This window comes from Acinetobacter sp. RRD8 (assembly GCF_031844225.1).
Classification (GTDB): domain Bacteria; phylum Pseudomonadota; class Gammaproteobacteria; order Pseudomonadales; family Moraxellaceae; genus Acinetobacter.
In genome coordinates this window covers 1-21,375 of record NZ_JAUZUU010000004.1, presented here as the reverse complement: position 1 = coordinate 21,375, position 21,375 = coordinate 1, and the positions used below count along the sequence as shown (strand labels likewise).

At 40.9% G+C, this 21,375-nt stretch carries 24 protein-coding genes; 17 read left to right on the top strand and 7 right to left on the bottom strand.

The genetic code is table 11. The annotated features are described in order from the left end of the window. Positions 1-164 precede the first annotated feature (164 nt). The 7 genes from Q9R24_RS05680 to Q9R24_RS05650 all read left to right on the top strand — a co-directional run bounded on the left by Q9R24_RS05680 (position 165) and on the right by Q9R24_RS05650 (position 6,996). Positions 165-1,178 (top strand): sulfate ABC transporter substrate-binding protein, encoded by a 1,014-nt coding sequence (locus Q9R24_RS05680; RefSeq protein WP_311203968.1) that lies wholly within the window; start codon positions 165-167, stop codon positions 1,176-1,178. 32 nt (positions 1,179-1,210) lie between these two features. Continuing rightward, positions 1,211-1,816 carry an alpha/beta hydrolase gene (locus tag Q9R24_RS05675; RefSeq protein ID WP_311203969.1) on the top strand — a complete coding sequence of 202 codons (606 nt, stop codon included), beginning with the start codon at positions 1,211-1,213 and terminating at the stop codon, positions 1,814-1,816. Between the two features lie 85 nt (positions 1,817-1,901). Beyond that, a complete protein-coding gene (gene cysT / locus Q9R24_RS05670) occupies positions 1,902-2,735 on the top strand; it encodes a sulfate ABC transporter permease subunit CysT (protein ID WP_004279076.1) in 834 nt (277 codons plus the stop codon). Further along, the gene (gene cysW / locus Q9R24_RS05665; protein WP_004279077.1) at positions 2,732-3,625 is read left to right on the top strand and encodes a sulfate ABC transporter permease subunit CysW; all 894 of its coding nucleotides are present in this window, start codon (positions 2,732-2,734) and stop codon (positions 3,623-3,625) included. The genes cysT and cysW overlap by 4 nt, the downstream gene beginning before the upstream one ends. Positions 3,626-3,636: 11 nt before the next feature. Continuing rightward, positions 3,637-4,698: a sulfate/molybdate ABC transporter ATP-binding protein gene (locus Q9R24_RS05660; RefSeq protein ID WP_004279078.1), complete on the top strand. Its 1,062-nt coding sequence runs from the start codon at positions 3,637-3,639 to the stop codon at positions 4,696-4,698. A gap of 53 nt (positions 4,699-4,751) precedes the next feature. Beyond that, a complete protein-coding gene (locus tag Q9R24_RS05655) occupies positions 4,752-5,675 on the top strand; it encodes a CysB family HTH-type transcriptional regulator (protein WP_004645634.1) in 924 nt (307 codons plus the stop codon). A 91-nt stretch (positions 5,676-5,766) separates the two neighbouring features. Next, entirely contained in the window at positions 5,767-6,996 is a 1,230-nt protein-coding gene (locus tag Q9R24_RS05650) for an outer membrane protein transport protein (RefSeq protein WP_311203970.1), read from the top strand. 58 nt (positions 6,997-7,054) lie between these two features. Here the strand turns inward: Q9R24_RS05650 and carO are convergent, their stop codons facing one another. After that, a complete protein-coding gene (gene carO / locus Q9R24_RS05645; RefSeq protein ID WP_311203971.1) occupies positions 7,055-7,783 on the bottom strand; it encodes an ornithine uptake porin CarO in 729 nt (242 codons plus the stop codon). Between the two features lie 319 nt (positions 7,784-8,102). On the opposite strand from carO, the gene dapD reads away from it, so the two are divergent. The 5 genes from dapD to Q9R24_RS05620 all read left to right on the top strand — a co-directional run bounded on the left by dapD (position 8,103) and on the right by Q9R24_RS05620 (position 11,439). After that, the gene (dapD, locus tag Q9R24_RS05640) at positions 8,103-8,924 is read left to right on the top strand and encodes a 2,3,4,5-tetrahydropyridine-2,6-dicarboxylate N-succinyltransferase (RefSeq protein ID WP_004645637.1); all 822 of its coding nucleotides are present in this window, start codon (positions 8,103-8,105) and stop codon (positions 8,922-8,924) included. 131 nt (positions 8,925-9,055) lie between these two features. Continuing rightward, positions 9,056-9,766: a 7-carboxy-7-deazaguanine synthase QueE gene (gene queE, locus Q9R24_RS05635; protein ID WP_004645638.1), complete on the top strand. Its 711-nt coding sequence runs from the start codon at positions 9,056-9,058 to the stop codon at positions 9,764-9,766. A 34-nt stretch (positions 9,767-9,800) separates the two neighbouring features. Continuing rightward, complete coding sequence (gene queC, locus Q9R24_RS05630; protein WP_004731688.1) at positions 9,801-10,469, top strand: 7-cyano-7-deazaguanine synthase QueC; 669 nt, start codon at positions 9,801-9,803, stop codon at positions 10,467-10,469. Between the two features lie 16 nt (positions 10,470-10,485). After that, the gene (locus Q9R24_RS05625) at positions 10,486-10,899 is read left to right on the top strand and encodes a hypothetical protein (RefSeq protein WP_005097581.1); all 414 of its coding nucleotides are present in this window, start codon (positions 10,486-10,488) and stop codon (positions 10,897-10,899) included. A gap of 81 nt (positions 10,900-10,980) precedes the next feature. Then, positions 10,981-11,439, top strand: coding sequence for a peroxiredoxin (locus tag Q9R24_RS05620; RefSeq protein WP_005265784.1), 459 nt, complete (start codon positions 10,981-10,983; stop codon positions 11,437-11,439). Positions 11,440-11,526: 87 nt separating this feature from the next. Here Q9R24_RS05620 and Q9R24_RS05615 read toward each other — a convergent pair whose 3' ends face one another. Both Q9R24_RS05615 and Q9R24_RS05610 read right to left on the bottom strand, forming a co-directional pair. Further along, positions 11,527-12,090, bottom strand: coding sequence for a YceI family protein (locus Q9R24_RS05615; protein WP_311203972.1), 564 nt, complete (start codon positions 12,088-12,090; stop codon positions 11,527-11,529). 409 nt (positions 12,091-12,499) lie between these two features. Then, positions 12,500-13,105 (bottom strand): LysE/ArgO family amino acid transporter, encoded by a 606-nt coding sequence (locus tag Q9R24_RS05610; RefSeq protein ID WP_311203973.1) that lies wholly within the window; start codon positions 13,103-13,105, stop codon positions 12,500-12,502. 104 nt (positions 13,106-13,209) lie between these two features. On the opposite strand from Q9R24_RS05610, the gene Q9R24_RS05605 reads away from it, so the two are divergent. After that, positions 13,210-14,115, top strand: a complete 906-nt coding sequence (locus tag Q9R24_RS05605) for a LysR family transcriptional regulator ArgP (protein WP_311203974.1) — start codon at positions 13,210-13,212, stop codon at positions 14,113-14,115. A 5-nt stretch (positions 14,116-14,120) separates the two neighbouring features. On the opposite strand, the gene Q9R24_RS05600 is transcribed toward Q9R24_RS05605, so the two are convergent. After that, positions 14,121-14,690, bottom strand: coding sequence for a nicotinate-nicotinamide nucleotide adenylyltransferase (locus tag Q9R24_RS05600; RefSeq protein ID WP_311203975.1), 570 nt, complete (start codon positions 14,688-14,690; stop codon positions 14,121-14,123). A gap of 103 nt (positions 14,691-14,793) precedes the next feature. Here Q9R24_RS05600 and Q9R24_RS05595 point away from each other — a divergent pair, with 103 nt between their 5' ends. The 4 genes from Q9R24_RS05595 to Q9R24_RS05575 all read left to right on the top strand — a co-directional run bounded on the left by Q9R24_RS05595 (position 14,794) and on the right by Q9R24_RS05575 (position 18,794). Beyond that, positions 14,794-15,594, top strand: coding sequence for an enoyl-CoA hydratase-related protein (locus tag Q9R24_RS05595; RefSeq protein WP_004279091.1), 801 nt, complete (start codon positions 14,794-14,796; stop codon positions 15,592-15,594). A 71-nt stretch (positions 15,595-15,665) separates the two neighbouring features. Further along, a complete protein-coding gene (locus tag Q9R24_RS05590; RefSeq protein ID WP_311203976.1) occupies positions 15,666-16,460 on the top strand; it encodes a nitroreductase family protein in 795 nt (264 codons plus the stop codon). A 969-nt stretch (positions 16,461-17,429) separates the two neighbouring features. Next, entirely contained in the window at positions 17,430-17,900 is a 471-nt protein-coding gene (locus Q9R24_RS05580) for a MarR family winged helix-turn-helix transcriptional regulator (RefSeq protein ID WP_311203977.1), read from the top strand. A 285-nt stretch (positions 17,901-18,185) separates the two neighbouring features. Beyond that, positions 18,186-18,794 (top strand): hypothetical protein, encoded by a 609-nt coding sequence (locus tag Q9R24_RS05575; protein WP_311203978.1) that lies wholly within the window; start codon positions 18,186-18,188, stop codon positions 18,792-18,794. Positions 18,795-18,878: 84 nt separating this feature from the next. Here the strand turns inward: Q9R24_RS05575 and Q9R24_RS05570 are convergent, their stop codons facing one another. The 3 genes from Q9R24_RS05570 to Q9R24_RS05560 all read right to left on the bottom strand — a co-directional run. After that, entirely contained in the window at positions 18,879-20,342 is a 1,464-nt protein-coding gene (locus Q9R24_RS05570) for a carotenoid oxygenase family protein (protein ID WP_311203979.1), read from the bottom strand. A 140-nt stretch (positions 20,343-20,482) separates the two neighbouring features. Further along, positions 20,483-20,800 (bottom strand): NGG1p interacting factor NIF3, encoded by a 318-nt coding sequence (locus tag Q9R24_RS05565; RefSeq protein WP_114540869.1) that lies wholly within the window; start codon positions 20,798-20,800, stop codon positions 20,483-20,485. A gap of 17 nt (positions 20,801-20,817) precedes the next feature. Further along, positions 20,818-21,375: LysR substrate-binding domain-containing protein (locus tag Q9R24_RS05560; protein ID WP_311203980.1), on the bottom strand; the 558-nt coding region annotated here is incomplete at its 5' end.

Sequence of the window (21,375 nt, the reverse complement as noted above, 5' to 3'; positions counted from 1 at the left end):
CAGTTCATTATGGCCTTTATTCATAAGGCCATTCTTATTTCAATCACTTAAGAACTTATTTATCTCTTTTTTTCATATAAAATTCATTTTTAATTATTTTTTATGCATAAAGAATAAGTTTATTCTGCGCTTATGTTACAGAACATATCAGAGATTCAGTCCAGATGAGCATTTCAAACACATTAAAACTTGGGGTTTTAGCAGCTGTTATCTCGGCAACCTCTTTCGGTGCAACAGCACGTGATTTTCTCAATGTATCCTACGATCCGACCCGTGAACTGTATGAAGATGTAAATAAGAATTTTGGCAAATACTGGGAAAGCCGTACCGGACAAAAAATCAATTTCAAGCAATCACATGGCGGTTCAGGCAAACAGGCACGTTCAGTGATTGATGGTCTGGATGCGGATGTGGTCACGCTGGCACTGGCAGCCGATATTGATGTGCTGGCAGAAAAAGCAAAACTATTACCTGCGGACTGGCAGAAGAAATTGCCGCAAAACTCGACGCCTTATACTTCAACCATCGTTTTTCTGGTACGTAAAGGCAATCCTAAAGCAATTAAAGATTGGGGTGATCTGGTCAAACCGGGTGTAGCAATCATTACCCCAAATCCAAAAACCTCAGGTGGGGCTCGCTGGAATTATCTGGCGGCTTGGGCTTGGGCCAAACATCAGGCGGGCGGCAACGATAAGACTGCGCAAGAATTTGTTCGTAAAATTTATAAAAATACCAAAGTTCTGGATTCCGGGGCACGTGGTTCAACCACGACCTTTGCTGAACGTGGCATTGGGGATGTTTTACTCGCATGGGAAAACGAAGCGCATTTAGCCCTTCGCGAACAGCCGGGCAAGTTTGAAATTATTACCCCTTCTCTGTCGATTCTGGCTGAGCCACCGGTGGCGATTGTAGAAAAAAATGCCAAGAAAAAAGGCAACCAGCACTTGGCTCAAGGTTATTTGAACTTCCTGTATTCGCCATTGGGTCAAGACCTGGCAGGTAAACATTATTATCGTCCACGTAATGCCAAAGTACTGGCCAAATACAGCCAAGTATTTAAGCCATTAAAACTGGTGACGGTTGATCAGGAATTTGGCGGCTGGAACAAAGTACAAAAGGCTCACTTTGAAAATGGTGGTGTATTTGACCAGATCGTTAAAGCCAACAGCGCGAAATAATTTTCCAAGCTGATTGATATAGGAGCATCGACATGATTCATACGCTTATCGTTCCTGGTGTAGGTGGCAGTGAATACAACCACTGGCAAACCTGCTTACAGCACCGGCTGATGCGATGCTCCCGTGTGCAGCAAAAGGACTGGAATCATCCGGTACTGGATATCTGGGTAGCAGAATTTGTCAAAACTCTGCAAGCCATTCCAGCAGAGGTTCAGATTGTCGCACACAGCTTTGGCTGTCTGACCAGTATTGCGGCCCTTGCCCAACATCCCGAACTCAATGCAAAAGTAAAAAATCTGCTATTGGTGGCACCAGCTAATCCGGCACGATTTGGGGAAAATGGTTTTTCGCGCGACAGTCAGACTGACTACAGCACCTATTTTCAACAGCTCAAGCTTCAGGTGCCCACCACGTTATTGATCAGTGAAAATGATCCCTGGTTAAGTTTTGAAGATGCCCACATACTGGCCCAAGCTTGGAAAATTAAACCAATTAATCTGGGTGCAGTCGGTCATGTCAATGTCGCTTCAGGTTTTGGCCCTTTTCCTGAAATTGAACACTATTTGATTTCAGAAAACACTATGCCCCATATCAGCAAAGTTGATGAGAGCAAGTGTTATTTTAAATTTGCATTTTAGTCGCTGCAAACTATGCTTGTGCCAAATTTATTTTCTAATTTCGTTGGTTATTTTTAATCAGCATTCTCTCTTTTGAGGAGTAATCATGTCGCAGCGATCCCGAGTGCTGCCAGGATTTGGTCTTTCTCTAGGCTTTACCCTAGCGTATTTGTCATTAATCGTTTTGATCCCGCTGTCAGCTGTTTTTATTAAATCACTGGGCATTGGCTGGGATGGCTTATGGGAAATCCTGAGCTCTGAACGTATCTTGAAATCATTGCAGTTAAGTTTCACCGCGGCCATTGTCGCTGCACTGGTCAATGTAGTTTTTGGCCTGTTGCTGGCGTGGTGTCTGGTACGTTACAGCTTTCCGGGCAAACGCATAGTCGATGCTCTGGTAGATTTGCCATTTGCCTTGCCAACTGCAGTTGCGGGTATTGCCCTGACCTCTTTATATGCACCGACCGGCTGGATTGGTCAATATTTAGAACCGATTGGCATTCAAGTCGCTTATACCCCGATTGGTATTACATTGGCATTGATCTTTATTGGCCTGCCTTTTGTAGTGCGTACAGTTCAGCCAGTCCTTAGCGATCTGGAAACCGAACTGGAAGAAGCTGCATCTGCATTGGGTGCCAACCGTTTTCAGATTGTGACCAAAGTGATTTTCCCAATTCTGCTGCCTGCGCTGATCACTGGTTTTGCTTTGGCCTTTGCCCGTGGTGTCGGTGAGTATGGTTCGGTGATCTTTATTGCCGGTAACCAGCCTTTTGAAACGGAAATTGCACCCTTAATGATTATTTCTCGTTTAGAAGAATATGACTATGCTGGTGCAACCACGATTGCTGTCGTCATGCTACTGATTTCCTTCGTGATGCTATTCCTGATTAACTTATTACAGGCATGGGCCAGCCGTCGTACCGGGAGAACTGCGCGATGAGTTTAAATACCAACAGTAATGCGCTGGCTGAAAAGCTGCAATCCCGTGATGCAACCCGCGAACCGACTTGGGTACGCTATACACTGCTCACTATTGCCTTAATCTTCTTTTTAAGCTGCTTGATTCTGCCCTTGATTCTGGTTTTTGTTGAAGCCTTTAAACAAGGGGTTGGCGTTTATACACAGGCACTGGTGCATCCAGATACCTTGTCGGCAGTGAAACTTACCTTGCTGACGGCTGCAATCGCGGTACCGCTCAACGTCGTATTTGGTGTTGCGGCAGCCTGGTCTGTGGCGAAGTTTAACTTTCCAGGTAAATCATTCCTGACGACCATTATTGATCTCCCCTTCTCGGTTTCACCTGTGATCGCGGGTATGATGCTGGTGCTGATTTTCGGTACCCAAGGCTGGATGGGTTCTTGGCTGATGGATCACGATATCAAGATCCTTTATGCAGTGCCTGCGATTGTCTTGGCGACGATCTTCATTACTGTACCTTTTGTTGCACGTGAGTTGATTCCGTTAATGGAAGCACAAGGCACCGAAGAAGAAGAAGCTGCGATTGTACTCGGTGCGTCTGGCTGGCAGACTTTCTGGAAAGTGACCCTGCCCAATATCAAATGGGGTCTGATCTACGGCGTGATTCTATGTAATGCGCGGGCCATGGGTGAATTTGGTGCGGTGTCGGTGGTTTCTGGCCATATCCGTGGTGAAACCAATACCTTGCCGCTACACGTCGAAATTCTTTATAACGAATATACCTTTAGTGCTGCGTTTGCCGTGTCTTCGCTTCTGGCTCTCCTCGCAATTGTGACCCTGATTTTAAAAACATGGGTGGAACTGCGCCAGGAAAAACAAGACAAACGTAATGAAGATTCAACAGTTTCCTAAGGAATGCCCACATGAGTATTCAAGTACAAAATATTGAAAAACACTTTGGTGCATTCCACGCACTAAAAAACATTTCGCTGGATTTCCCAGATGGTCAACTGGTCGCACTTCTTGGCCCATCCGGCTGTGGTAAAACCACTTTGCTACGGATTATTGCCGGTCTGGAATCTGCGGATGGCGGTCAGGTGATTTTAGAAGGTCAGGATGCCACCAATGTACATGTACGGGAGCGTGAAGTTGGCTTTGTATTCCAGCACTATGCCCTATTCCGCCATATGACGGTATTTGACAATATTGCCTTTGGTTTGCGTGTGCGTCCGCGTAAAACCCGTCCATCGGAAGCAGAAATCAAGAAACGTGTGACTCGTTTGCTCGACTTGGTTCAGCTTGGTTTCCTGGCTGACCGATATCCAGCTCAACTTTCTGGTGGTCAGCGCCAGCGTATTGCCCTTGCACGTGCTTTGGCAGTTGAACCGCGTGTATTATTACTGGATGAACCTTTCGGTGCACTGGATGCCAAAGTCCGTAAGGAGCTACGTCGCTGGTTACGTACCCTGCATGACGAATTGCATATCACCTCGATCTTTGTAACCCATGATCAGGAAGAAGCACTCGAAGTTGCAGATCAGATCGTAGTAATGAACAAAGGCAATGTGGAACAGATCGGATCTCCACGTGAAGTCTATGAAACCCCGAAAACTCCATTTGTATTCGACTTTTTGGGTCAGGCGAACCGTTTTGAAGGTCAGAACCATGGCGGCCTCATCCAGCTCGGTGAAGATCGCATTCAATTCGAGGGTGCAAAAAATGCCGCTCAAGGTGAAGTGATTTTATTCGCGCGCCCAGATGAGCTACGCATTCATGCACAGCCACACGACAATGCCATTCAAGCGACCTTCATTCGTGAATTATGGATCGCGGGTAAAGTCGTTGCAGAGCTAAATGACCGTCAAGGCAACCTGATCGAAATTTTACTAACACCTGATGAAGCGAGAGCGCATCAATTCCGCCCAAATCAAACCGTGTGGTTAAGTGCGGTGAATTTGCATTTATTTGAAAACCAGGTCGCTTAAGATCAAAAGATGGGGCTTTAAAATGCCCCATCCTCTTCTAGGGTAAGAGAATTATGAATTTCCAACAATTAAGAATTATACGAGAAACGGTTAGACAAAACTTTAATTTAACTGAAGCTTCTGCTGCGCTTTATACTTCACAGTCCGGGGTAAGTAAGCATATTAAAGATCTGGAAGATGAACTGGGGGTGCAGTTATTTATCCGTAAAGGTAAACGTCTACTGGGCTTAACCGAACCAGGTCAGGCACTTTTAGGCATTGTGGAACGCATGCTGGTCGATGCCGACAATATCAAACGTCTGGCCGATGATTTCAATAAAGTCGATGAAGGCACATTGACGATTGCCACGACGCATACCCAGGCGCGTTATGTGTTGCCACCAATTGTCAGCCAATTCAAAAAAGAATTCCCTAAAGTACATTTGATTTTGCAACAGGCCAGCCCGATTGAAATCACGGAAATGCTACTGCAAGGTCAAGCGGATATCGGTATTGCGACCGAAGCACTCACCACTGAAGATAATCTGGCCAGCGTACCTTACTATAACTGGCAACACAGTATTATTACCCCGCAGAATCATCCACTGGCAAGCAAAGAACACGTGCTCATCGAAGATCTGGCGCACTACCCGATTATTACCTATCATGGTGGTTTTACCGGTCGCTCCAAGATTGATACCGCCTTTGAAGAAGCTGGTTTTGATGTAGATATTGTGATGTCCGCGCTTGATGCCGATGTCATCAAGACCTATGTAGAAATGAATATGGGCATCGGCATTGTCAACGATGTGGCCTATGACCCGGAGCGTGATTACCGCTTAAAGCAGATTAAAACCGATATTTTCGGCGTAAATACTACTTGGATTGCAGTGCGTAAAGGTCATTTATTACGCGGTTATGGCTACGAGTTTATTTCCCTCTGCTCACCAGACGCAGATATTAAGGCACTGAAAAAAGTGGCTTATCCAGACGAATAAAGTGCAATATTTTAAGTTTTTAATCAAAGAGGCGAATAGCCTCTTTTTTATTTTTTGGTAGATAAAGAATATAAATATCAAGCATAATCACATGCATAATAAATTGAATTATACCAAGATGATCAATCATAAATTTGCTCTTTTCTCCACGGGCTTGTTTTTCTCCGGGGCAGGTTATGCAGCAGCGTTTGAACAATCTAACCAAAGCATCCAATCGTTTTTTGAAAAAAATCATTATGCTGAAGTTTCATTGGCCTGGGTTCGCCCTGATATCAGCGGTCAGGTACAACATACCGAAGAGCTACAACAATTAGGCATCACCGATTTTTCAACAGGAAATCTTACCCATAACCAATTGATCTCCAATGCCACATTAAAATTCCAGTTGCATCCTCAAGTGTCGTGGGGACTGATTTATGATCAGCCTTATTCTATAGATATCGCTTATCGTTATGATCCTGTTTTTGCAGGTGCAGCACTTCCTATTGAGGCTGCTACCATTCAGTTTAAGAGCCATAATGTGACCTCATTAATTGGCTTTCAACCAGACGATGACTGGAATTTTTATACAGGGCTAAGTTATCAGAGTTTAGAAGGAAATTTATATTTAGCTGGGCAGACATTTTATGTATTCAATGGTTATCGGGCCACATTTGAACGAGATCCCGGTTGGGGCTGGCTTGCAGGAATCAGTTATCAGATTCCAGAATATTTTTTTAGAACCGCACTGACCTATCGTTCTGCAATCACTCATCACAATAAAACCACTGAATCGATTGTTGTAGGTACGAATCCAGCACCTTATACAGAAATTCAAACTCCTCAGTCAGTAAATCTGGATTTTCAGACAGCTTTAACTGATCGAAATGCGTTCTATGGCACGCTGCGTTGGTCGAACTGGCAAAATTTCGTGATCCAGCCGCCTAAATTTGGCGCTGTAATTGACTATGCAGCCTTACAGTTCCCTGAAGTAAAATCTTTTAGAATGATTGATTATCGTAAGGATCAATGGTCTGGAAAAATCGGACTTGCTCATCAATGGCCAACTTTTGGCATAAATTCGATCGAACTTTTATGGGATTCTGGTACAGGAAATCCGGCTTCAACCCTGAATCCGAGTGATGGCTATTGGGGCATTGGACTAGGTCATCTTTATAAAATTCAAGAAACCTGGGATATTGCTACAGGACTATATTATTTAAAGTTTCAACAACCTGAAATTTCCTCATCCGAACCTATTACGCCACAGATTGCAGGTTTATCTGCAGTTTCTGATAACAGTGCCTGGATCCTAGGTTTTAAACTGGGCTATCACTTTTAAAATTGTTCTAAAAAATAAAAAAACGAGCCGAAGCTCGTTTTTTTTATGAGACTAAAACTTAGAAGCGGAAGCTTACACCGAGTTTAGCCACTGGTAGCCATTCGTATTCATTGTCATTACGAATATTACGTTCTTCACGTTCCACCTGATCAGCAAAGTCAGCAATAACACCATCTGTACTTACGGCAGTCCCTGTAGGAGTTAAGTTAACTGTTGGATTGCCATTGTAGTATGCGCCAATCTCACCAAATACGCCCCAACGGTTAGTAATTGCTGGAGAGAAACCAATCCCTACATAAGGAGCAATATTATTTTTGTAAGATAATTGACCATTAATACGAGCATCTCCTACCGCCTCGAATTCAACATCATTTACGCGGAAAGTTTCTCCACCACGGACACGACGATCAATATCATAATCATTGTCAATATATGCTACACCGGCTGCCATATAGAACCAGTTGGCCCAAGGACGAATTTCAGCGTTCAAGTAAGTCAGGTTATTGTCCATATCCAGGTCATATTTAGAACCATTGATTGACAAATCATCCGACCAAGAGATATCACCGCCGTTATAACCTAAAGTTACGCCTACATATGGGTTAGCACTCCAGGAAATTGCACCACCATAACCGGTAGTACCGACTTCAGCACGAACAGAAGCTGGTTTAAAGAAAGAGAATTCAGCAACGCCTTCATCTGTTACGATTGTTTCATCAGCAGCCATTGCAGAACTTGCTGCTAGAGCTAAGACTGATACTGCTAAAATGTTATGTAAAGATTTCATTATTTCTCTCCTCAAAAGAACTTATTTTGATCATTAGTTATTCGTGATAGGCTCAATATAAAGGACTTAAAAAATATTTTTTATTCACATTTTGCTCATCTTTTGTTATTTTTTGATACAAATTAATTTTTCTTGTTCAGAACCAAGCATTTTCTAACACTTCTCCTACATTTCAACATAATGAAAAAGTACACTTATCACTTTAATAATTTCACGCTTTCTACACTTTTGGTTATTTTTCATCTATTTTTAGTGCTTTCAACTATTTTTCCTGCAATATAGTGTAAAATCTAGAAAATTTTTTTCTGGAAGGAAGATCATGTCGCAGCTTTCAACAATCATTGAACAAGCGTTTGAAGACCGTGCGAATTTCACAGCTGCAGATTGCTCTGCTGAAATCCGTCAAGCAGTTGAGGAAGTAATTGCTGGTCTAGACAATGGTACTTTACGTGTTGCTGAAAAAATCGATGGTGAATGGGTTGTTCATCAATGGATTAAAAAAGCGGTATTGTTATCATTTAAATTGAACGACAACAAACCAATGGAAGCTTGTGATCTTCGTTTCTATGACAAAGTAGAGACTAAATTCTCAGGTTGGACTGAAGAACAATTCAAGGCTGCTGGCGTACGTGTTGTACCGCCTGCTGTCGCACGTAAAGGTTCTTTCCAGGCTAAAGGCGTGATCTTGATGCCTTCTTATGTCAACATTGGTGCTTATGTAGATGAAGGCACGATGGTTGATACTTGGGCAACTGTAGGTTCATGTGCACAAATTGGTAAAAATGTTCACTTGTCAGGTGGTGTAGGTATTGGTGGTGTGCTTGAACCGCTTCAAGCGAATCCAACCATTATTGAAGATAACTGCTTTATCGGTGCACGTTCTGAAATCGTTGAAGGCGTAATCGTTGAAGAAGGTTCTGTGATTTCAATGGGCGTATTCATTGGTCAATCAACCAAGATTTATGACCGTGCCACTGGCGAAATCCATTATGGTCGCGTACCAGCAGGTTCTGTCGTTGTTGCAGGTAGTCTTCCATCTAAATGTGGTACTTACAGCTTATATGCTGCCATTATCGTAAAAAAAGTTGATGCACAAACTCGTTCTAAAACAAGTCTGAACGATCTATTACGCGAAGACTAAGATGTTTTAACTTAGAGGATACATTCGTGTTCCTCGGAGCCTCAACCGCTCCTCGTCTCTACGATTAGTAATAATCGTAGGGATTTTTATTTTTATACCCGGTTATTTATTTCTCATTGGTTAGTTTTGTTATGAATACGCTTCGATCTTCCGCAATTCCTGTCTCTGATCCATCTGCGGGTTTACGCATTACGGAGATTTTCTATTCATTGCAAGGTGAAGCCAATGCCGCAGGACTGCCAACAGTATTTATCCGTTTAACCGGTTGCCCATTGCGTTGTAGCTATTGTGATACCACCTATTCCTTTGAAGGCGGTGAGCGTCAGTCTCTGGACGATATTATCCAGACCACGCTAGATTTTAAAACCCCTTACGTCTGTGTGACCGGCGGTGAACCACTGGCGCAGCCCAATGCCCTGCCCCTGATGCAGCGACTTGCAGATTTAGGATGTGAAGTTTCACTTGAAACCAGTGGCGCTTTAGATGTATCCAAAGTGGATCCGCGTGTTTCCAAAGTTTTAGATTTAAAAACGCCAACTTCAGGTGAAGTTGCACGAAATTTGCTTTCTAATCTGGATCATTTAACTGCACATGATCAAATCAAGTTTGTGATATGCAATCGTGAAGACTATGAATGGTCAAAGCAGCAGTTAGAGCTGTACCAACTTCAAGACAAAGTGAGTACAGTTTGGTTTTCGCCTGCATTTGCAGTTGAAAAAGGTGCGGTTCGTTTACCACCACTGGCACGTGATTTGGCTCAGTGGATTTTAGAAGACCATCTCCCTGTTCGTTTCCAGTTACAGCTGCACAAGTTGTTATGGAATGATGAAACTGGTCGTTAATTTTTTGTAAAGTATTTTTTTGGAGAATCAGCTTATGCGCCCTCGTGCCATTGTCCTGTTATCTGGCGGATTAGACTCAACAACATGTCTGGCTTGGGCGCAGGCACGCTATGAATGTATCGCACTCAGTTTTCGATATGGTCAGCGTTCAACGACCGAGCTGGATGCAGCAAAAGCTTTAACGCAACGTGCGGGTGTGGAACATCGAGTGATCAATATTGATCTGGGTAATCTGGGTGGCTCAGCCCTTACCGATCATAGTATTGAGGTACCCGACCATGAACAGGCTGGCATTCCGATTACTTACGTTCCTGCACGTAATACTATCTTCTTGTCTTACGCTCTAGCCGCGGCAGAAGTGTTCGAAGCTGAAGCGATTGTCATCGGAATTAATGCGGTTGATTACTCCGGTTATCCGGATTGCCGTCCGGAATTTATCGAGGCATTTGCCAACATGGCACGCCTTGCGACCAAGGTTGGCGTAGAGGGTCAGGCGCTCAAATTTGAAACACCTTTGTTACATTTATCCAAAGCAAATATCATTCGCTTAGGTATTGAACATGGCGTAGACTACAGTCAAACGGTGTCATGCTATCAAGCAGATGACCAAGGACGTGCCTGTGGCAAATGCGACAGTTGTCGTTTACGTAAACAGGGTTTTGCGGACGCAGGTGTTGAAGACCCGACACGTTATATACCGTAATAACAAGGTAGAGTTTATGAAGAATTTAAAATCAAGCATCGTGCTTTCAGCAATTGTTTCAGCTGCTGCTATGTTCGCAACTACGGCTCAAGCGGCTGATGACAAATTACAACAAGCTTATAAAAGCACCAATGTAAAATCTGCATTGATCAATGTTTGTAAAAATGAAACTGGCAAAAGTAAAAAATTGACGGCTGCTGAAGTCAGCAAATATTGTGGTTGTGCTATTGAAGCAGATGGCAAATTAACCAATGCACAAAAATGGGAAATTCAAAGCACTATTAACCAGAAGAAAAGCCCAGGCACTTTAGCTTTTGTACAGAAGCAGAATAAAGATCTTCAAGCATGCTTTGGTCCACAGTTAACAGGCAAACTGAAAACTTTGACTGAAGAAGCAATGAAATCAGCTCAAGCGGCACCAAAGAAATAAGATCTGATTATTCTTTGATAAAATAAGCCACTATAATGTGGCTTATTTTTTTGAAAAAATTTAAAGAAAACAGGAGTTTTTATGTCTGAAATTAGTTTGCTTGACCAGAATTTTCCTGCGACGACAGGCGAAATCAATTTAACCCAGTTGAATACAGAATGGCTGGTGATTTATTTTTATCCTAAAGATTCTACGCCGGGCTGTACGACTCAGGCAGTTGGCTTTTCCTGTTTAAAAGATCAGTTCGATGCTTTAAACACCACAATTCTTGGCGTATCCCGTGATTCGGTAAAAGCGCATCAGAACTTTACTGAAAAGCAGAATTTGAGTATCAATCTGATCAGCGATAAAGAAGAGGTGTTGTGCAATCATTTTGATGTGATTAAAGAAAAGAACATGTATGGCAAACAAGTGATGGGCATTGAGCGTTCAACTTTTATTTTCCATAACGGTGAACTGGTTAAAGAGTACCGCAAAGTCAAAGCAGCAGGTCATGCAGAACAAGTTTTGGAAGATTTAAAAGCTTTGCAAGCTGCTTAATTGTATGCTTGTGTATGAATAGAAGCTCGAAACATTCGGGCTTTTTTTTACGATAACATTTGTATAATCAAGTATTTTATATTTCCCCTAATTCATTTCACACTGTCCTGATAGATGAAGATTCACTTTATCTCCTACCCCGGCAATTCCTTTTTTCATACCAAAATCCCTACGGTTAATCACGGCATATGCCTGAACATCAAGCAGCTTGGCATTCGACATACTGGGTTTAAAGGTTGTTTCGAAAATCACTGGCTTGGTCACACCACGCAGGGTTAAATGACCTAAAACATTGTATTTGCCATTGCCTAGATCTTTAAACTGGATACTTTTAAAAATTACAGTCTTATATTTTTCTACATAAAACAGGTCTTCGCCCAAAATCATATGTTTAAATAGCGGCTTACTAAAGCTTAAACTTTCTACATCCATGACCAGATGGGTTGAGGCATTTTGCGGTGCTTTAGCATCAAACTGCATCGTGGATTGAACCTGATTGAACTTGGCTTTAACCACAGTAAGACCCATCGACTTAATCTCAAAACCGACATCACTTTTGGGAGTTAAGGTCCATGATCTTGCAAAAGACTGACTAGTCAAAGCCAAACAGATCGCTAGGCTAAGGAGCCCAGTTTTTATTATTGTTTTCAATTTTAAATCCACCTTGTTTAATTTCTTATTGATCGGATTTAAGTACACGGCTTAATCTGAAACTAAATTTTCTTGTTTTTTGAACGAACAGGTTTTCGTTCTTTTTATACCAGTTTATTGAAGTTTTTGTAAAATCATTCATGACTAACGGACAAAATACTTGCGCTGATTTTTCTCTGATAAGTGGCCCTGCTAGGCGAGCAGGAGACTGGTTTCATCTTATAAAATTTTGATTTTATAAATTTTTTATACAAACAGATCGTTTATTTTAAGTTCAATTTATATTGGAAATATCCATGTGCTTGCAGCACTGAAAAGAGTTGTTTTCTACGCTGCCTATTCACGATCACTATCTAAAATGACACGCTTAGACAACTCTTAACCGATCTATCAGCTTTCGTAGCCTGAATCAAATACTGAGAATTAATGACACTGCGACGCCCCACATGGTACAGGCAATAATAGCATCCAGTATTTTCCATGCTTTTGGATGTTGGAACCAAGGCGTCAGTATCTTTGCCCCATATCCCAAACTAAAGAAGAAAAACCAGGAAGCACAGACAGCGCCTAAAGCAAACCACCATTTTCCTAAGGCGTATTGAGTTGAAATTGATCCAATCAATATAACTGTGTCTAAGTAAACATGCGGATTCAGCCAGGTAAAAGCCAGGCAGATCATCAGTACTTGCAGAAAATGCTCTGTGAGCTGATCACTTGGTGCCAAAACCTCTGTTGATTTAAATGCACTGATCGCATGATGTAAACCATAATAAAATAGGAATCCTGCGCCAATATATTTAGAAAATATAACAATATCCGGATAATGTTCAATGACACGCGCAAAGCCCAGTACGCCAAGCAGAATTAAAAGGGAATCAGACAAGGCACAAATCACACAGACCCAAAACACATGCTGCTGTTTTAAACCTTGTTTTAATACAAAAGCATTCTGTGCACCGATACTGACAATCAGGCTCATTCCCACAGCAAAACCACTCATCATATAACTGAACATCACATTCCCCTTTTTTTGAATAAATGAATTATTCAACAAAATGAGTGCGATTAATTAAAACTAAGTTAATATCAATTTAACTAAATTATTTTTAGATAATAGATATGCTGAATGCGAAACAATGTGATGCTTTTTATGCAGTTGCAAAAACGGGAAGTTTCGATCTGGCTGCCGAACAGCTAAATATTACCGCCTCGGCAGTCACCCTTCGTGTTCAAAGTCTGGAAAAAAAATTGGGACAATTGCTTTTGGTCAGAGATCGGCCTTGCCGCGTGACCCAATCCGGGCAAACCTTATTGCATTATTTACAGCATCAACGTTTGCTAGAACAGAATCTGATGCAGGATTTGGGTGGACAATTGCAACAAGAAGGTTTCTATTGTCTGAATATTGCCACCAATGCTGATTCGCTCGCGACCTGGCTATTACCGACCTTACAAGCCCAGCTGATCCAGCATAAAATTGTGTTGCATTTTCAAGTAGACGATCAATCACAAACCCATCATCTGTTAGAAGCAGGTCTCGTCAATGCCTGTTTGAGTACTGAAGCCAAGGCAATGAAAGGTTGTCGGGCGGAATTGATCGGACAGATGCAGTATCGGCTGGTCGCCACCCCTAAGTTTTCCCAAAACTGGTTTCGTCAAGGTGTACATCGGGATGTGCTACGCCTTGCCCCTGCCATTATTTTTAATGAAAAAGACCAACTACATACTCAATTTATTCAGCACGAATTTGGCCTGAACCTTGCTCAATATCCTCATTTTTTTATTCCATCGACCCATGCATTTTTTGATGCGATTGTCATGGGTCTAGGCTATGGCTGGCTGCCGGACTATCAAACCAGGGATTTGCTGGAGTCAGGCCGACTTCTTGAACTTTCAAATGAGATGCGAATTGAAGTGCCGTTGTATTGGCATCACTGGAAAGAACAGTCTCCTGCTTTAGAAATCCTTGGGGAATGTTTGAAACAGCATGCTCAAACTACCATGAATCAACCCATAACAACCTGATACTTTTAAACCAGATTGGTTTTATCATTCTGGACAAATTTTTCACTGAGTTGCTGATAGATCGGAGTTTTTTGGAAATTCTCTAAAAAATCAATCGTACCTTGTGGAAATTTATCCTGTTGAATTTCGCCACGATAATAAGCCTCACGCATCGGCGTGGCGGATAAGGCATCTTCCAGGCTGTCAAGTTCGACCATTTCCCATTCCGGGAAAAATTTTAAATAATAAGAAGAATCATCTTTAAAGTGCCCAATCAGCCCGACTTTGGCATTTGGTTCACTAACCTGGTTCACCAGCGATTTCACCAGCTTTTGCCATTTTTCATCATTATAAACATCTATGACTTCTACAAATTTGATCCGAGCTTGATCTTCAGGACTAAAATTTGACAGGATCATGGCTTCTCGCTCCGAAGCCAAAAATGGATTCTTGATATTGCGTTCATTTTGCGCAGAACCGAGAGCCAAAATCACATGTTGACTGTGTTGCAGGGCAATGTTAATCGTTTGCATGTGTGCCAGATGAAAAGGCTGAAAACGGCCAATGAAAACCAGATAATCAAATGTATAGTTCATAAGGGATCAGTTTTTTATGACTCATGAGTTGTGCTGCCCCAATAAATATGCGACATAATCATTCCCATAAAATCAAATTAAGTTTTAAAGCAAGGATAGTACGATGACACTGAGCTGTATTCAACAACCTCATGAGCATTTGAATGCGAATTTAGAACATGGTGTACTCACTTTAGCCATTAATCGTCCGGAAGCGAAAAATGCGTTATATAGCGAGCTTTATTTATGGATTGCGAAAGCCTTGGATGAAGCAGATCAGGCGCCTGAAGTTCGTGTAGTTGTATTGCGTGGTCAGGATGCAGACTTTAGTGCGGGCAATGATATGCAGGATTTTATGAAATCTGCTGCGAAGAAAGGTCAGGCACCCGCTGCTGAAGGCCCGCCGTTTGTTTTACTCAAATCTGCTGCAAAATTTTCCAAGCCTTTGATTGCTGCGGTGCGTGGTGTTGCAATCGGCATTGGCGTGACGATCTTATTACATTGTGATCTGGTCTATAGTGACAATACTGCCCTGTTCCAGATTCCATTTGTCAGTCTGGGTTTATCGCCTGAAGGCGCTTCAAGCAAGCTGTTGATTCAGCAAGCGGGTTATCATAAAGCGGCCGAATTATTGCTGACTGCGCAAAAATTCAATAGCGAAAAAGCACTCGACGCAGGTCTGGTAAATAGCATTGAAGAAGATGTTTACACTAAAGCAGCAGCACAAGCTGCCCAGCTCTCTGCCCTGCCATTAGCATCACTGGTGCAATCTAAAACCTTGATGAAACACAATGTGAATGAAATTGTAGAATGGATTGACCATGAAGCAGAAATTTTCATGCAGCGTGTTGGCTCGCCAGAAATGCTGGAAGCGGTTCAAGCGTTTATGCAAAAACGTAAACCTGATTTCACACAATTCAACTAATTTTCAAACTTATGAGTTCAACGAGGTGGTTTAGACTGCCTCAATCTTTTATTTTTCTAAGAATCTGAAGTATGCCAAATCAAAACTCCCAAACCTCTTCCGAAACAACAGATAGTTCAAATCCAGAAAAGAAACGTTATTACGAACCTGCACCTCAAGATATAGATATAGATAATTTTCGTAAGGTGATTGAAAGCCGACGTTCGGTGCGTAAATTTACCAAAAAGCCAATTCCTGTCGAAATTCTGGATGCCTGTCTGGATCTGGCGTTATTGGCCCCAAATTCGTCGAACTTGCAGCCTTGGACTTTTTATGTGGTACAAAATCCGGGCAAGAAAAAACGTCTGGTCAAAGCCTGTATGAGTCAACTGGCAGCCAAAACAGCTTCTGAGCTAATTGTCTGTATCGCACGTACCGACCGTATCGATGAAATGGCGAAACGTAATGTGAATGAATTTCCATTTCCAGAAGCTCCGCCCGCGATTAAGAAATACTATAAATATATTCCCTACAACTATAAGACTGGTTATCTGAATGCTTTTGGTAACTTTAAGAAAGTGGCTTTCAAAGTTGCCCGTACACTGGACAAACAAATGCCAGTGTCTGCTTTCAGCCCAGCTGATGCGAAACTGTGGGCGACCAAAACGACGGCGCTTGCTTGTGAAAATCTGGTTTTAGCCTTGCGAGCCTATGGTTTTGACAGCTGTATGATGGAAGGTTTCGATGAGCCGATGGTTCGTGAAATTCTGAAATTAAATGATGAACAGTATCCGGTCATGGTAATTGGTGCGGGTGAACGTGCCGAAGATGGAGTATTCTTCCCGCAGTACCGTTTTGATCGTGAACTGTTTATTCAGAAGATTTAAGCTTCGTATCTATACAAATTAAATACCTTAAATCTGATAGATATCTTGTGACATGGATGTCACATAATTCACTCTTTATGCGCTACAAACGATATAAGATAAATCTTAAGGGAAACTTCATATTTTTTATTAATGCTCTTTCATAAGCTGTTTTTTACTCAGCTCCAAGTTGTATATTCCAGCAATCAAATTGAATCTCAAGCCAAGTCTTTTTCCTTTGTTACGATATCGTGCAGCCAGGATCTTTAAAGCTTTCACACTACCAAATACATGCACAATTCCGATTCTTCTTCCATTAATTTTTTGATTATAAGTTTTGAGTTCAAGATCCAATTTAGTGATTTCTCTAGTTAAATTTCTTTTTAATCGAGAATTAAGCTGAACTAAAAAGTTTAAAAAAATTTTACACAATCACACAAAATGTCTATTGCGGAATCTAAAAGATAGTTTATTTTTCTTCTATTTTTCATGAAGATAATTTTTATACTTTTAAAGTATAAAAAAATTAAAATATTAAATATCAATATAAAACAATATCTTAATATGCTTTAAAAAGACTTACAAAACTATCTTAAGCTTACTGAATTAAAGTTAAGGCAAAAAGAAAGATGAATTTTCCGAAATAAAAAAATGCTAACCGGAACAAATATTTAAGTATTTCTTAATTGAAAATGGTATTTTTTGTGATAGATCATTTAATCATTAAGATGATTTAATCAGTTCGCATAATAACAATAGATAAATAAAAAAAAATGTGACTGAAATTTTGGCTCTCTAGTTCTTTTATAAAAAGAGGCTCGAAGAAGCAAAAAAGAATTAGAGGGTTCATCTTAAAAAGAAGTTAAATAGGAGGTGAAGACGTACTGAAGATAAGATTCATAACCTTATAATAGGATAGTAAATATTTTGAAATAAAATGCATTTTTTAAACAAATTAAAAAGACCCTAACATATAGAAGAGTTGAGGCCATGACAAAAAAGTACAGTAAATTTTTATCCATTCCTACAGATTTTAATTTAGAAGATTCACCCTATCATTGGATTAGTCAAGTGCATACCCAATATGTGCAAAATGTTGACTATACCTTAAAGAAATACGGTTTAGACAATTCTCGCAGACGTATTTTGCTGGCATTAAAATTTAAAAATAGAGCGAGTATTTCTGATTTATCTGACATGTTGATTTATAAGATGTCGACCACTACTAAAATCATCTATCGCCTAAAAGATGAGGGATTAGTACATACTTATTCCTGTGAGGATGATGCACGAATTACCCGAGTATTATTAACCGAAAAAGGTCAGCAAATGATTAAAAAGATTAATGATCTTAGCGTTGTTGTACTAGAGCAATCTTTCGATGGTTTAACACCGTTGCAAATTGAAAAAATGCTACACAGTCTTAAGCATATTTTCCGCAATCTAGCTCCTTCGCATTAGTTGAATTAAAGGGAAATTAAAGTATATAAAAATTGAGTTAAAATGAGGGGAAATTATATTTTTTAAATTTCAGGAAATAATATTATAATAATTCGCATAAAAGATATCTATTTAAAATAATAGATATCTTTTATAATTAAAAAAAATAATCATCTGTTTAATTAATATTTATATAATAACAACATTTAAAAAATTAATTCAAATCATAAATTATTTTAACTAGATCAAAGCCAATTACGGAACAGCATTAAAATTTAATCTAGATTTAAACCTAGGAGCAAACTAATGAAAATAAAATATCTAGTAATCTGCGTTATCTGCTTATTAACTGGCTGTCAAGCAACGGCACCGCTTATGAAGAATAGTATCACTTTTGTTGTAGGGCCATCCGACTTTGAGCATAACTTTGTTTTTAAAAACAATTGGCCATTGTGTCGTAATTTTTATGATAGCGATGGAAATATGCCTGTAAAAAGAAAAACTAAATATTTAACTACAGATAACACTTGTAAAGTATCTCCTGAAGGTTATGTGCCTGAACAAATTATTATTGAATATGCCCCTTGGTTGACTTATGAAGAGCAAATAAAAAAAGGATATGGTGTTCCTGAAGAACTACGTTATGCTCAAGGAGAAGAGGCAGCAAAAAAAAGACTCGCTATAATGGCAGCGCAACAGGAAGGTGTAGCAAAAATCCCAGCCACAGCATGGAACCGTATTGTACTAACTCCTCCTCAAGAAGTAGAAAAATATAAGTACCAAGTTTCTGAAGGTAAAGGCAACCGTAGTCAAGGTAAAGAGATTCATTACCTCATTTCCCTGAATCCCGATGGTAGCTACGACATAAAAACCAAATTGTATTGGGTCTCAAAATATCAAGAATTCTGGAATTGAATTTCAATTGTAAGCCTATGATAAAGTCCGTTTGATTTCAGAGGTTTCTACTTATATAGATAGCTATATATACCTAACTCAAGCTCATATTGTTCTCAATTTCCGATAATCAATCCAGTTACAATGAAACCCGACGGGTACACGAACCGGTAAATGAATGGTTGCAATCGGTCCTGTCGTCATCTGCTGTGCATCCAGAATCACCACTTTGGATGGGCATCCGTCTAGAGCATGAACATAAGACATGAGCCAGCCCTCATTTTCAGCTTGCGCCCCTTCCCGTGCGACGAATATCACCTCTCCTGTTACCCAGTTTTCTCCAAAAGAATAGCTTTCTGAATTGCCAGTTTCCACATCATGGCTCAAAAGAGTATTGCTGCTGACATGAAAAGGATCATCAAACTCGCCAAAGGAAATAGTGTAGACATAGTGATAAGGCCGTCCGGTATAAGCTTCATTAATCTGTGGGAATTCCTGTTTCATCTCGGATAATATCGTCCGAACCACTTTTCCAGTACCGTGTTCAAAAATGAATCGTTCTAGCCGAATATCCTGATCTTCAATCGGTCCCTGAATCGAACTGACCAAGGCTTTAGAGTGCACCACCACATCCATAACCACATCACCAGAATCCAGCTCATAAGCATTCACGGTATGAAAAATAAAACAGGGATCAATCTCATACCAGCGAATATCAATTGCTTTACCGCCAAAAGGCAATATACCAATGCGTGCCTGCCGTTTTGGATTCCATTGATATGGCAACATTGAACCCTTTAAAGCACTGCGTACAGAAAAGTTCACATTCAGGTCCAGAATCAGCACCTGAGATCTGGTAATGGCACAATCATGAATCATCGGACCATGTTTCACTGGAATGTCGACATAATGTTTCAACTTACCTTTTGAATCTATCTGCAAATAAAAAACTTTGTTCTGACTTAAAGCATCATAACAAATCGCATGAATATCGCCCGTTTCAGGATCAATATGCGGATGGGCAGTAAATGGAAAATCCTGATCATCTTCAAATAAATGATGTCGTTTTGACTCCAGTGCAGCATTCAACTCAACTGGATATGCACCCGCTTCTACCAGTGCCCAGATTTTTCCGGCAAAGTGGATGACATTGGTATTGACTGCATCCGCGACACCTCGCGTTTTACCGGGAATTTGTGGTCGATGAAGTTTTTTCTGCACACTGGCAGAACCGATATAACTGCTTTTATACCAATGTGCCTCACCACCCTTCAGTCTGAGCGCATGCAACATGCCATCGCCCGTAAACCAGTGATAGTTGCGTGGGTTTTTGACTGTAATAGGATTTGGACCAATCCGCATTAATGCGCCATCCAGTTCTGCAGGAATTTGCCCTTCAACCTTTAAATTTGTGGAAAAGTGTTCCTGCCGCTCTGGTGCAAATATACCTTCCAGATAGGGATTTTCATGCGAATACGGAATGCGGCTGTGCAGGATTTCTGCACCGTACTGGATAGATTTACTGAGGGTATTCTTAAGCACACTGCTCAGCAGTTTTGGCCACGGCATTGTTATTTTCCTTATTGTATTTTTTCTTTGGATTATTCTGGAAGAAATGATAATAACAAAAGCAGGTCGGCTGGTTTCTGAATCTAGATTAACGGCGCGCTAAGTTAAACGCGCCGCAGCAGAGCATCAATTTTATAATTTTAGACTTTGATATCCAGAAGCTGAATAAACTCAAAGGCCGGCTCTTCATAAGGATGACTTTCTTTCAGCGCCTTGGCCACTTCGACCGCCTTTTCATCAGGCACCAAAATTTCTACCCGCCATTCTTCCACCTGTTCCAGTTTACCCACTTCACCAATATGAGGATCTGCACCTTCCTGTGGTTTAAACTGTCCGGTTCCTAAAACTTGCCAGGCACAGTCCGTATACTCACCAATGCCGCCTGCCCCTGCTGCAAATATCGCATTCTTGGTGTCTTCCAAATTTTCATCCGGCACGTAATAAATCAGCTTTAACATATATTCCTTCCTGAAATTCAGATACTTGCCGTATTATTAAGGGCTTGGGTAATCATCTTCAATGCAGGATTTTGAGAATTCTTGTTAAATGTTGCATACAAGCCCAGTTTTGGCAGTGCCTGATCAGTCTGGACAATTTTCACATGATCATTCAAAAAACGCAGTAAATATTCGGGCGCAAAACTAAAGCCCATGCCCATATTGGTCAGATTGATGTGTTGCAAGACATTGGTCACCCACAACAGCTGTTCATGTTCGAACTGATCAATGCAGAGCAGTTTATCCAGCTTTTCATAAAATACGGGAGATGCGTTCTGCTCGCACATAATCATATTGTGATTTTTCAGTTCCTGTAATTTCAGGATTCGATCCATAGGATGTAAATGCTGAGCGGCAACCAGATAAATTTGCTCGGTTAATAAATGAATATTGTCAAAATCGGGATGATCCAGATGAAAACGGGTAATACACAAATCCAGTTCAGCATTTTTTAGCCGCTGAATCTGTTCCATACAGGTCAGGCTATGCAGATGGATTTTTAAGTCCGGCATGTTTTTTTTAAGCTGTGCCAGAAT

Bases quoted from the DNA above. Each gene is read 5' to 3' on its own strand.
- Q9R24_RS05680 (WP_311203968.1), top strand. From the start codon at position 165: ATGAGCATTTCAAACACATTAAAACTTGGGGTTTTAGCAGCTGTTATC.
- Q9R24_RS05675 (WP_311203969.1), top strand. From the start codon at position 1,211: ATGATTCATACGCTTATCGTTCCTGGTGTAGGTGGCAGTGAATACAAC.
- cysT (WP_004279076.1), top strand. From the start codon at position 1,902: ATGTCGCAGCGATCCCGAGTGCTGCCAGGATTTGGTCTTTCTCTAGGC.
- cysW (WP_004279077.1), top strand. From the start codon at position 2,732: ATGAGTTTAAATACCAACAGTAATGCGCTGGCTGAAAAGCTGCAATCC.
- Q9R24_RS05660 (WP_004279078.1), top strand. From the start codon at position 3,637: ATGAGTATTCAAGTACAAAATATTGAAAAACACTTTGGTGCATTCCAC.
- Q9R24_RS05655 (WP_004645634.1), top strand. From the start codon at position 4,752: ATGAATTTCCAACAATTAAGAATTATACGAGAAACGGTTAGACAAAAC.
- Q9R24_RS05650 (WP_311203970.1), top strand. From the start codon at position 5,767: ATGCATAATAAATTGAATTATACCAAGATGATCAATCATAAATTTGCT.
- carO (WP_311203971.1), bottom strand. From the start codon at position 7,783: ATGAAATCTTTACATAACATTTTAGCAGTATCAGTCTTAGCTCTAGCA.
- dapD (WP_004645637.1), top strand. From the start codon at position 8,103: ATGTCGCAGCTTTCAACAATCATTGAACAAGCGTTTGAAGACCGTGCG.
- queE (WP_004645638.1), top strand. From the start codon at position 9,056: ATGAATACGCTTCGATCTTCCGCAATTCCTGTCTCTGATCCATCTGCG.
- queC (WP_004731688.1), top strand. From the start codon at position 9,801: ATGCGCCCTCGTGCCATTGTCCTGTTATCTGGCGGATTAGACTCAACA.
- Q9R24_RS05625 (WP_005097581.1), top strand. From the start codon at position 10,486: ATGAAGAATTTAAAATCAAGCATCGTGCTTTCAGCAATTGTTTCAGCT.
- Q9R24_RS05620 (WP_005265784.1), top strand. From the start codon at position 10,981: ATGTCTGAAATTAGTTTGCTTGACCAGAATTTTCCTGCGACGACAGGC.
- Q9R24_RS05610 (WP_311203973.1), bottom strand. From the start codon at position 13,105: ATGTTCAGTTATATGATGAGTGGTTTTGCTGTGGGAATGAGCCTGATT.
- Q9R24_RS05605 (WP_311203974.1), top strand. From the start codon at position 13,210: ATGCTGAATGCGAAACAATGTGATGCTTTTTATGCAGTTGCAAAAACG.
- Q9R24_RS05600 (WP_311203975.1), bottom strand. From the start codon at position 14,690: ATGAACTATACATTTGATTATCTGGTTTTCATTGGCCGTTTTCAGCCT.
- Q9R24_RS05595 (WP_004279091.1), top strand. From the start codon at position 14,794: ATGACACTGAGCTGTATTCAACAACCTCATGAGCATTTGAATGCGAAT.
- Q9R24_RS05590 (WP_311203976.1), top strand. From the start codon at position 15,666: ATGCCAAATCAAAACTCCCAAACCTCTTCCGAAACAACAGATAGTTCA.
- Q9R24_RS05580 (WP_311203977.1), top strand. From the start codon at position 17,430: ATGACAAAAAAGTACAGTAAATTTTTATCCATTCCTACAGATTTTAAT.
- Q9R24_RS05575 (WP_311203978.1), top strand. From the start codon at position 18,186: ATGAAAATAAAATATCTAGTAATCTGCGTTATCTGCTTATTAACTGGC.
- Q9R24_RS05570 (WP_311203979.1), bottom strand. From the start codon at position 20,342: ATGCCGTGGCCAAAACTGCTGAGCAGTGTGCTTAAGAATACCCTCAGT.
- Q9R24_RS05565 (WP_114540869.1), bottom strand. From the start codon at position 20,800: ATGTTAAAGCTGATTTATTACGTGCCGGATGAAAATTTGGAAGACACC.